Annotated in this window: 7 protein-coding genes and 1 pseudogene; all 8 read left to right on the top strand. The window is 62.9% G+C overall.

Features of this window, described 5'->3' with window-relative positions; genetic code table 11:
- The coding region (locus tag MHX64_RS11665; protein WP_239406333.1) for a YPDG domain-containing protein at positions 1 to 1,821 on the top strand (1,821 nt) is incomplete at its 5' end.
- Positions 1,822 to 1,944: 123 nt separating this feature from the next.
- A complete protein-coding gene (locus MHX64_RS11660) occupies positions 1,945 to 3,360 on the top strand; it encodes a hypothetical protein (protein ID WP_239357605.1) in 1,416 nt (471 codons plus the stop codon).
- 142 nt (positions 3,361 to 3,502) lie between these two features.
- On the top strand, positions 3,503 to 4,561 hold the full coding sequence (locus MHX64_RS11655; protein WP_239357604.1) for a type IV toxin-antitoxin system AbiEi family antitoxin: 1,059 nt from the start codon (positions 3,503 to 3,505) through the stop codon (positions 4,559 to 4,561).
- Complete coding sequence (locus tag MHX64_RS11650) at positions 4,558 to 5,361, top strand: hypothetical protein (protein ID WP_181889142.1); 804 nt, start codon at positions 4,558 to 4,560, stop codon at positions 5,359 to 5,361. The genes MHX64_RS11655 and MHX64_RS11650 overlap by 4 nt, the downstream gene beginning before the upstream one ends.
- A gap of 69 nt (positions 5,362 to 5,430) precedes the next feature.
- Positions 5,431 to 6,606 carry an ATP-grasp domain-containing protein gene (locus tag MHX64_RS11645; RefSeq protein ID WP_239357603.1) on the top strand — a complete coding sequence of 392 codons (1,176 nt, stop codon included), beginning with the start codon at positions 5,431 to 5,433 and terminating at the stop codon, positions 6,604 to 6,606.
- 78 nt (positions 6,607 to 6,684) lie between these two features.
- Positions 6,685 to 8,034: a phosphate acetyltransferase gene (gene pta / locus MHX64_RS11640; protein ID WP_239357602.1), complete on the top strand. Its 1,350-nt coding sequence runs from the start codon at positions 6,685 to 6,687 to the stop codon at positions 8,032 to 8,034.
- On the top strand, positions 8,035 to 9,240 hold the full coding sequence (locus MHX64_RS11635; protein ID WP_239357601.1) for an acetate kinase: 1,206 nt from the start codon (positions 8,035 to 8,037) through the stop codon (positions 9,238 to 9,240).
- A gap of 608 nt (positions 9,241 to 9,848) precedes the next feature.
- Positions 9,849 to 11,370: pseudogene (locus tag MHX64_RS11630) on the top strand (hypothetical protein); the annotation flags it as partial.

Genomic DNA, 11,370 nt, shown 5'->3' with positions numbered 1-11,370 from the left:
ATCACTGAGATCACTGTTCCGGTGCCGGAGGATGCAAACCCGGGTGACAAGATCACTGTTCCGGTGGATGTGACCTACCCGGACGGCACGACGGACACCGTTGATGTCACTGTCACCGTCGACGAGCCGGCAAAGACCCCGGATTGGAAGGACGCAACCACTACTCCGGGTGAGCCGGTAGAGATCGAGAAGGATCCGAACTCAGGTGAGTTCACGCCGGGTTCGACCGTTGATGTCACTGAGGGTCCGGGCACCGCTGAGATTGATGACAGCGGCAAGATCACGGTGACTCCGTCTGAGGAGGCGAAGCCGGGCGACAAGATTGTCGTTGAGGTGAAGGATCCGGAGGGCAAGGTTATCGACACCGTCACGGTGACGGTCACTGATCCGGATGCGACCCAGGCGGAGACCTTCGATCCGAACTACGAGGAGCTCACCCAGGTAACGGTTGACGGCAACAAGGCAACCAACAACCCGTTCGGCGAGGAAGATGCGCCACTGAAGAACATCGATTCCAAGGCATCGGACGGCTCCCAGGATTGGGAGTTCCAGATGCAGGAAAACGGTGTCATCGTGGCAACCGCACCGACGATGGCAGAGGTTGGCGAGGCTGTCGGCGAGCAGCTGCCCACCATTGACAAGAGCTGGGAGAAGTTCGTCGAGACCTTCACCCCGTACGCTCGCCCGACCGTGACGGTGGACTTCACCTACGAGGATGACTCGAAGGACGAAGGCGTCGACGCGAACTTCGACCTGCTGGGCAAGGACGGCAAGCCCCTGCTGGATCCGGAGGGCGACTTCGACGGCGACGGCTACACCAACAAGGAGGAGATCGAGAAGGGCACCAACCCGGCTGACGGGACCTCCAAGCCGTCTGAGGGCGACGATGTCAAGGACACCACTCCGCCCACTGTCAATCCGATCACTGAAGGCGACAAGACGATCTCTGGTACGGGCGACCGTCCGAACGAGAAGATCATCGTCGAGCTGCCGGGTGGTCAGAAGGTTGAGACCACGACCGATAAGGACGGCAAGTGGACCATTGAGGTTCCGGCTGATGTTGAGCTGAAGCCGGGCGACAAGGTCGTCGTCACCGATGGTGACGGCAACAAGACCGAGACCACCGTCGAGGCGGGCGAGGTCAAGGACATCACTCCGCCGACCGTGAACCCGATCAAGCCGGGTGATAAGACCATCTCCGGTACGGGTGATCGTCCGAACGAGGAGATCATTGTTGAGCTGCCGGGTGGTCAGAAGGTTGAGACTACGACCGATGAGAACGGCAAGTGGACCATTGAGGTTCCGTCTGATGTCGAGCTCAAGCCTGGCGACAAGGTCATCGTCTCCGACGGCGCTGGCAACTCGACCACCGAGCAGGTCGGCATCGACACCGGCAAGTGTGTCGCTACCTCCCTCGGCTTCGGCTTGCCGCTGCTGGCGCTGATCCCGCTGGGTCTGGCTACCCAGATGGAGATTCCGGGTCTGTCCAACGTCGTGGCTGACGCGAATGCGCAGCTGCAGGCTGCGAACACCCGTATCCAGCAGCAGCTGGGGCTGTTCAACCCGGAGATTGCCGCGCAGGTGGATGCTGCGAACCGTCAGCTGGCGCAGTTCGGCACTGACCTTGGCACCGTTGCTGGTGGTCTGGCGCTGATCGCGGCTGGCATTCTGGCTGGCACCCTGATCTACGACAACTGCTCCCCGAATGGTGGCGGCAGCTCTGTGAAGGATCTTGAGCTGAAGGGTTCTTCTGGTAAGACTTACGCTGGTTCTTCCAAGAAGGATGACAAGGCTAACGAGCAGGCTGCTGACAAGAAGTAGTAGCCCCGTCTAGTCCGGCTTAGGTAGCCCCTGTTCTCCCGTGCGGGAGGGCAGGGGCTACTGCGTTGTTCACCGTGCGCCTGCTGCAGCATCACACCGTCTGAGGACACCAAGGTCACCGCGGTGGACGAGGACGGCAAGGAGATCCCGGCCAAGATCGACGAGGACGGCAACGTCGTTGTCACCCCGGGCGAGGATGTCGACGGCCCGATCACCGTCACCGTCACCGACCCGAACCTGCCCAACGGTGCAGTCGAGGCCGAGGTGCCGGTGGACGGCCACTCCAAGAACGCGGACGACAACGGCTCCCACGCCGCGTCCGTGACCACCCCGGATGTGCCCGCTGACGGCAACGCGCACGTTGTCGGCCGCGTGGACAACCCGGACAAGGACGGCGGCTACACCGGCAAGCTCGTGGACCGCTCCGGCAAGGAGATCGAGGGCGGCGTCGTCGAGATTGACCCGGAGACCGGCGAGATCAAGGTGACTGTGCCGGCCGGCACCGACCCGCGCGAGGCCTTCGCGGCCGTGCGCGACAAGGACGGCAAGCGCGTCACCGACAAGGACGGCTACGACCTGCGCGTCAACATCGTCGCCCCGAACTACGGCGACGCCACCGCGGTGAAGCCGGGCGAGAAGGGCACGTCCAAGGATCCGTTCGCGGGCCAGGACCTCACCGCCGCAGTGGTGGGCGCCGAGGTCGAAGGCTCCGAGGGCGCGGACAACTGGAGCTTTACTATCGACGGCACCTCCGGCGTGATCACCGGCCAGGCTCCGACGAACGAGCAGCTCCAGGACTCCTTCACCGAGAAGTTCCCGACCGGCAAGACCACCTGGGACGACTTTGTGAAGCAGTTCGACGGCATCGCCAACCCGTCCGCGACCGGCACCATCACGCTCGACGGCGTGAAGGACCCGCTGACCAGTGAGGCGAAGTTTGAGCTGGTGGGCCAGGACGGCCGCTCCGTCCTGGACCCGAACGGCGACTTCGACGGCGACGGCGTGTCCAACCGCGACGAGATCGAGGGCGAGTCCAACCCGCTCGACTCGGACTCGACCCCGTCCGAGGGCCAGGGTGCACCGGAGAAGCCGGCGCCGGAGCCGGAGAAGTCGGCCAAGCCGGGCCTGAGCGACGATGAGCGCAAGCGCTGCATCGCCACCTCCGTCGGCTTCGGCCTGCCGCTGCTGGCGCTGATCCCGATCGGCCTGGCCACCCAGACCGCCATCCCGGGCCTGAGCCCTGTGGCGGAGCAGTACTCCGAGCAGATCCGCCTGGCCAACGCCCGGATCCAGCAGGAGCTGGGTGTGTTCAATCCGGAGATTGCGCTGCAGGTCGAGGTGATTAACAAGCAGCTGCGCCAGTTCGGCCTGGACGTGGCAACCGTGGGCGCAGGCCTCGCGCTGATCGCCGCCGGCATCCTCACCGGCACGATCATCTACGACAACTGCACCCCGGGCGGCATCGGCAGCTCCGTGCAGGACCTCGAGCTGAAGGGCTCCACCGGCAAGACCTACGCCGGTTCTTCCGAGAAGAAGTAACCGAGTAGGGCCCGGTCCCTAGCCGAGCCGAGCGCCCCCGCTTCCCGCACTGGGAGGCGGGGGCGCTTCGTCGTTGGGCCGCCGCAGTTCCTCGCCCCGATCCGTGTGATCACTTTTAATGATCGATCATTATTTGTGAAGTATGCTGCTCAATATGGATATGAGGCATCGTATTAACGAAGCTTTAGAGCGTCAGAGACTGCCGTTGAGTATTTCCAAGCTGAGAACCTTCCCCTGTGAAGGTGGCCAGTGTGGACATGCGCTCGTCGCGGTTGATACGGAAGGTGGTTCGTCGACCTTTGAATTGCCCGTATTTGTGACGACGGGCGGATTTAGTCCACGGCAGCAGCCTCGCCTGGAGCGAGACGGGTTTATGGTGCTTGCGGAGAAGATCCAGCCGTCCGTTGCAGAACGCCTAAGGCGTTCGGGAACTGCTTTCGCCGATGTCCGAGGGAATTGTTTTTTTCGGGAAGGGCAGGTGGTGATCGATGTTCGTGGGCGCACTGAAATGCCGGACCGAAAGAAGACAGCAAACCGGTCCACACGTGCGGTAAATCTGTTTGCACCCAAGCGTGCGCAGGTGGCCGCGCTCATATTGTCCTATCCGGAAGTGTTGTCGATGTCGGTGCGGGATATTGCAAAGGCATCCGGAGTCTCTTTCGGAACCACTGTCAACGCTTTGAATCTCTTTGCGGAAACTGGGTACTTGGTCGCACGCGGTTCCGAGCTTGCCCTCGCCGGTCATCGGTTCGACGCTTTTGCAGAGTCGTGGGCTGACGCATTCCCGGCCGGGTTAGGAAAGAATATCGAGATCTACCGCGGGTTCGGCGATATTCATCGTTTGAAGGAAGAGTTTGGTGGTGTCTGGGTAAGCGGCGAGGCGGCGGTGCCGGAACTGGTTCGCGGCGGAGAATCAGTGCAGCTGTACCTCGAAGACCCGGATGACGCTGCACGAATCATACGTGCATGCAGGATCCGTTCTTCCCCGGAAGGCACTATTACGCTACGACAGGCATTCTGGGATCTTGATGTAGTCCAGCAGCAAGCGTTAGTAGTGGCGCAAGAATCCGCTAGTTTAGGTGGGCGGCCTCAGGTCCCGCTTGCGCTGCTGTATGCGGATCTGTGGACAGCGGGGGATCCGCGTTTGGCTGAAATTGCTCAGGAGATTCGGCAGCGCATGAACGATCGGGGGAACTGGTGACGAAGTTTGAAGACGCAGAGTTGTGCGTCTTGTTTGAAGAACTGAACGAACATGTCGATTTAGAAGCCGTGATGCTCATTGGTGCTAAATGTCGTGACATACACCAGCTGAGGTACCGCGACACTTTGCCGGCGAGAACTACCGAGGATGTGGATCTCGCTCTCGCCGTAGATGGATGGAAGCCGTTTGAAACATTGCGGGAACTCTTTCCGTCTAAGTCGAATGCCTGGCAGAAGCTCACCATTGGTTCTCTTCCAGTTGATGTTGTTCCCTTTGGGACTGTAGAACGCCCGCCAGGGACGGTTGCGTCGGGGAAAGGATGGGAGATGAACGTTGCCGGATTCCAAGAGGTTTTTGACGCTCGGGAGTTCTTTTCTCTTTCCAACGGTATGAAGATTGGTATTCCGACCGTGCCTGGGTTTGCCGCGTTGAAGCTTCACGCCTGGTTGGACAGGCATTCAGGTGGGGTCTTCAAAGATGCGACTGACTTAGCTTTAGTGCTTGCTTGGTATGAAGCTGAGGATGAATTTCTCTGGGACAATTTCGACGAGGTAGAAGATGAAGATCTAATCGGCGAAACGGACCGAATGGCGGCAGCTGTACTGGGGCGCAAGGTCCGGCAGCTGCTCGGTCCATCCGCTGCGGCGTTTTTGGCAGATCGGTTTGAGGAAGAGACGAATAGCGAGCTGGATAGATTCGCAGAAAACTTGACGGTGCAGGGCGAGCGCCCCCTCCCGTTCCGCCGGCGTCGACAGCAGGTGTCTGACCTTGTGGGAGCGTTGACGCCGGCTCAGGACTAGAGGGGTATTTACCCAGCTCACGCGTTTGCGTACCAGCCTGCATCCATAACTGTGGGATAATTCGTTCCCATGACTGTTCCGCACTCTGCAGAGCACCCCACCGACCACTCCGCCGACGACACGGGTGCTATCCCCACCGTCCCCGCCGCGCCCACTGCCAGCGAGGAACCGGCGGAGATGCCGCGCCGCGCGTTGATCCTGGGCGAGTCCGCGATGGCGCTGGACCTAGAGCAGGCCTACAAGCGCATGGGCTTTGACACCCGCATCGGCGCCGCGAGCATTGCGGAGGTGTTTTACCCGGGGATTATGGTCACCTCGGGCGATGCGGAGGACACGATCGAGACGGTTCAGGAGATCTCGGAGCGTGTCGGCGCGGTGGTAGCGCCGTCGGTGGACGCGTGCCGCCACACCGCGGACCGGATGGCGGTGCGCAAGCAAGCCAACGAGGAGCTGGGGCTTCCCACCCTGGACTACGAGTTCGCCGCGACCCCGCAGGAGATGCACGACGCGGTGGAGCGCATCGGCTACCCGTGCGTGGTCAAGGCGCCGACCTCTAAGGACGGCGAAGGGTTTAGCTTCGTGCACAGCGACGCGGATCTCGCGGACGCGTGGCGCGCCGCCGATCGGGGTCTGGGCCAGGGCGCAGTAGTGGAACGCTTCATCGACTTCGACTTCGAGGTCACCATCCTCGCGGCGCGCTCGATTGACCCGAGCACGGGCGAGTTGGCCACGTGGTTCTGCGAGCCGATTGGCACCCGCCACAGGGAGGGCCGGCTCGTCGAGAGTTGGCAGCCCGCGCCGCTGCCTGAGGCGGCGATGGATAACGCCCGCTCGATCGCGGCGCGCATCACCGGCGCGCTGGCCAGCTGCGGCATCTTCTCGGTGGAGATGTTCGTCTCGGGCGACGACGTCTACTTCTCGCAGGTCACGCCGCGCCCGAGCCGCGACGGCCTGGTCACATTCGTCACCCAGCGCATCAACCAGTTCGACCTCCAGGCGCACGCCACGCAGCGGCTGCCCATCGATTCGACGCTGATCAGCCCGGGTGCGGTGCGCTTTTTGGAGGGGCACCCGTCGCAGGCCGCGCTCGCTGCGGCCATGGCGGTGGAGGAGGTTACAGTGCGAATGCTTGGCGACGGCACGCTGGTCCTCGCCACCGCCGATTCCGCAGCCGAGGCCCGCCAACGCACGGATGAGGCCGTCCGGGAAATCCACAAGATCGACGGCAAACCCGGCGAGAATTAGATCACACCATTCGGTTCGTCTTGGCGGGGCTCGCACCGGTAAACTGTTGCATGTTTGCCCACGACGAAAGGTGAAGCCATGTCTCAACGCCAATCATTGCTGGTAACCCTCGCTAACCGCACCTTCGACGGCCTGGATCTGCAGCAGCTTGCCAGCCGCTTGGAGCTGCCCCTGGTGCGACTTTCGGGTGACAGCGTGGCAGAAATCTTCAACTCCGAACAGGTCACCGAAGAGCCGGCGCTGTACGCGGGTACCGGCGACTACAACTTCGATGCTCAGCTCGCCGCCGCGATTGGCACCCCGGTGCTGCTCGCCGCAGGCGACGAGGCGGCTGCCAAGCTCGCTGTAGCGAGGATTGGGGAGTTGGGGGCGACCGTGGCGTCGACAAGCAATGGCTCCCTTGACGACGTTGAGCTCGCCGACACCGACGCCCGGCAGGTGATGAGCCCCGTCGTGTTCGAGCGCCAGCTGGTCGAGCAGGCCAAGGCCAACCGCAAGCACGTGGTGCTGCCGGAGGGCGAGGACGACCGCATCCTGCAGGCCGCGGACCAGCTGCTCAAGCAGGGCGTGGCGGAGCTGACCATCCTCGGCGACGTGGACGACATGAACCGCCGCGCGTCCGACCTGGGCCTGGACCTGACCGGCGCGAACCTGGTCAACCACCTCGAATCCGAGCTGGCCGAAGAGTTCGCTGTCGAGTTCGCGGAGCTGCGCAAGAAGAAGGGCGTGACCATCGAAGAGGCGCGCGAGACCATGAAGGACGTGTCCTACTTCGGCACCATGATGGTGCACAAGGGGCTTGCCGACGGCATGGTCTCCGGCGCCGCGCACACCACCGCGCACACTATTAAGCCGTCGTTCCAGATCATCAAGACCGCCCCGGGCGCGTCCGTGGTGTCCTCGGTCTTTCTCATGGTCATGCAGGACCGCCTGTGGGCGTTCGGCGATTGCGCCGTGAACCCGAACCCGACCGCGGAGCAGATCGGCGAGATCGCCGCCGTGTCGGCTCAGACCGCCGCGCAGTTCGGCATCGACCCGAAGGTGGCCATCCTGTCCTACTCCACCGGCACCTCCGGCTCCGGCCCGGACGTCGAGCGCGCCGTGGAGGCGACCGCGAAGGCCAAGGAGCTCGCCCCGGACATCGCCATCGACGGCCCGCTGCAGTTCGACGCTGCCTGCGACCCGGGCGTCGGTAAGAAGAAGGCCCCGGATTCCCCGGTTGCTGGCCAGGCCAACGTGTTCATCTTCCCGGACCTGGAGGCGGGCAACGCGGGCTACAAGATCGCCCAGCGCACCGGCGGCGCGCTCGCGGTCGGCCCGGTGCTGCAGGGCCTGAACAAGCCGGTCAACGACCTGTCCCGCGGCGCGACCGTGCCGGACATCGTCAACACCGTGGCCATCACTGCGATCCAGGCGGGGGCGAAGTAGATGTCCTACGTACTCGTCATTAACTCCGGTTCCTCCTCGATTAAGTTCCAGATCGTCGACCCGACCTCGGACGCGTCCGCGGACCCGTTCGTCTCCGGCCTGGTCGAGCAGATCGGCGAGCCGCAGGGCCGCATCACCATCAAGCACGACGGCCAGAAGTTCGTCGTGCAAAAGGCCGTGCCCACGCATGCGCACGGCCTGCAGGAAACATTCAAGCTTCTCGACGCCAAAGGCATCGGCCCGACCCAACTCGACATCGTCGCCGCAGGCCACCGCGTCGTCCACGGCGGCATGGTCTTCTCCGAGCCGGAGCTGATCCTGGACCCGGTGGTGGACATGATCCGCGACCTGATCCCGCTGGCGCCGCTGCACAACCCGGCCAACATCGACGGCATCGAGGTCGCCCGCGCCCTGCTGCCGGACATCCCGCACGTGGCGGTGTTCGACACCGGCTTCTTCCGCGACCTGCCGCCGGCCGCCGCCCTCTACGCGATCAACGCCGAGGTGGCGGAGCAGAACCTGATTCGCCGCTACGGCTTCCACGGCACCTCCCACGAGTTCGTCTCTTCCCAGGTGCCGGAGCTGATCGGCCGCGACCCGCTGCACACCCGCCAGATCGTGCTGCACCTGGGCAACGGCGCCTCCGCGTCGGCCGTGGCTAACGGCCACCCGATTGACACCTCCATGGGCCTGACCCCGCTGGCCGGCCTGGCCATGGGCACCCGCTCCGGCGACATCGACCCCGGCATCATCTTCCACCTGGTGCGCCAGGGTGGCATGTCCATCGACGAGATCGACAACCTGCTCAACCGCCAGTCCGGTGTGAAGGGCCTGTCCGGCGTCAACGACTTCCGCGAGCTGCGCGCCATGATCGAGGAAGAAAACGAAAACGCCTGGCTGGCCTACATGGTCTACCTGAACCAGCTGCGCCGCTTCATCGGTTCCTACATGATCGCCCTCGGCCGTGTCGACGCCATCACGTTCACCGCCGGTGTGGGCGAGAACGACCAGCACGTGCGCATGGACGCCCTGGACAACCTGAAGATGTACGGCATCGAAATCGACCCGGAGAAGAACGCGCTGCCCAACGACGGCCCGCGCATCATCTCCACCGACGACTCCAAGGTGAAGGTCCTCGTCGTGCCCACCAACGAAGAGCTCGCCATCGCGCAGAAGGCCGCCGCCGTGGCCGCCCGCGTGGGGTAGTGCGGCTTTTCAGCCCCGGCACCAGTTCGCGAGACCTGGCGCCGGGGCTTTCTGCTGCTCTGTTGCCTGATCGTCTAGCAGCGTATGGAGAGTACTAGACGATCAGCCTGATACTGAAACTCAATTTCATCATCACCTGGGAAAATGCGGAGCCGGTTCGCGGATCGTCTAGCAGGTCGTGCGGTGCTGCTAGACGGTCAGCGATCTTGATGTTGGTGGGAGCTGTTGGCGTGGGTGCCGGATGCGTCGATAGGCAATGTGCAAGCTGCAACTAGCAGATCAAGCGTCCAAGTTTGTGTTGTTACAGGTGATACTGAAAAGCAAGTTCGGTAGTGGGCTGATCTGCTAGTGCCCGAATCGACCGTGCCCCGCCCAAACGTATGACGATTCCGCCTTTTGTGACCGATTGCACAAAAACCGTCTGGGTCGCGGGAGTGGCAGGGCAGAGGACCGCGCTTACCTCTATTGAGCTGACTTACGGCTCTGCAAACCATAATTGTGTTGTCTTCATGGGTTTGCGAGCTATAGATTTACTGGGGCAGAGAACCGTATTGTTGGCTGTTGATTCAGTCGACGGTAAATGAAAGATTCAGAAAAGGGGTCTTGCAATGACTGGAAAGCACGACCGCGCGTTCGCGCGTCGACGCGGGACATCGGTAGCCGCGTGCGCGCTCGGCCTGTCGCTTGTGGTGACGGGCGTCCAGCCGGTTGCAGCCCCGCAGACCGCTTCGCAGGCGGCGGCGCAGGTTTTCGGCAGGACCGACGCCGAGTGGTCGGGTGTTAGGTACCCCTTGGGTACCACGACGGTGAAGTACGGCGAGACAACCAGCCTTAGTCCCAACGTAAATAGGGCGACCTTGTACCCGCCGACCAGCTACAAGCTCGCTGATGGCGTGAACCCAGGTTGGGGCGCCGAGGTGAACTCGGAGACTGGCGAGCTTTCAATCACCCCGGACTCAAACGCTGAGCTCCCCGAGACCGACACGATTAACGTCGAGTTCACTTTCAAGGACGATTCCACCAAGGTCGAGGGCGCCAAGATCAGGCTCGAGCCCGCGCCGGTCTACGTCGACCAGAGTGATAAGGTGTTCTGGACCGGTAGGGAAATCAATCCCGTTGATATTCGCGTCAACCGCGCCACGTACGACTCAGGACTAACTATCGATGAGTCGACGTTGCCTCCGGGCATCACCCCTACGGTGCGAAACTTCGGCAATATCAAGCACATTTTCCTCAAGGGTGTGCCGACTGAAGCGGGCACCTTTGAGGTGAAAACCCAGTTGGTTCAGGGCGGCAGCGTCGTTGAGGGCGCCAACGGCCCGCTGGAGCAGACGTTCACTATCACGGTCAACGACTCTGCTGACCTGCCCGCACCGGTCGAAGAGGACTTTGTTTCGGATCCGGCACCGGTGAAGCCCGGCGAGTCAGTGGACATCGATATCCCCACGGAGAACGCATCTTCCGTTGAGGTCACGGGCCTGCCGGAAGGTCTGACTTACGACGGCGAAAAGAGCAAGATCACCGGCACGCCGAAGGCTTCGGGCAAGGCGAAAGTCGAGATCATCACTAACGACGCCAAGGTCATCACCGACACCATCGATATCCAGGTTGAGGGGTCAGGTGATTCGACGACACCGGAAACGACCACGGCGGAGCCGACCACTGGCGCAACGACCCCCACCTCCGACAAGCCGACTTCAGCAACCCCGACGTCCGGTTGGGTAACGACGCAGCCGGAGCCGACGTCTGGCCAGGACACCCCGGAACCGACGACGAAGCCGTCTACGCCGGGTTCTTCCGAGCCGAGCACCTCGAAGCCGACCTCAGCAACCCCGACGTCGGGCAAGCCGACTTCCACTGCGAATCCGACGTCCACCACCAAGCCGACTGCCGGTCAGCCGACGTCTGGTCAGGGCACGTCCGCGCAGCCCACAACGTCGGCTCCGAAGCCGACGACTCCGACCTCGGACAAGCCGACTCCCGGCCAGCCGACTTCGGGCCAGGCCACGCCGGAACCGACGACGAAGCCGTCTACGCCGGGTTCTTCCGAGCCGAGCACCTCGAAGCCGACCTCAGCAACCCCGACGTCGGGCAAGCCGACTTCCACTGCGAATCCGACGTCCACCACCA

The organism is Corynebacterium sp. ACRPZ (genome assembly GCF_022346205.1).
In the GTDB taxonomy this organism is placed as follows: Bacteria; Actinomycetota; Actinomycetes; order Mycobacteriales; family Mycobacteriaceae; genus Corynebacterium; species Corynebacterium lehmanniae.
This window is presented reverse-complemented; position numbering and strand designations above follow the sequence as displayed.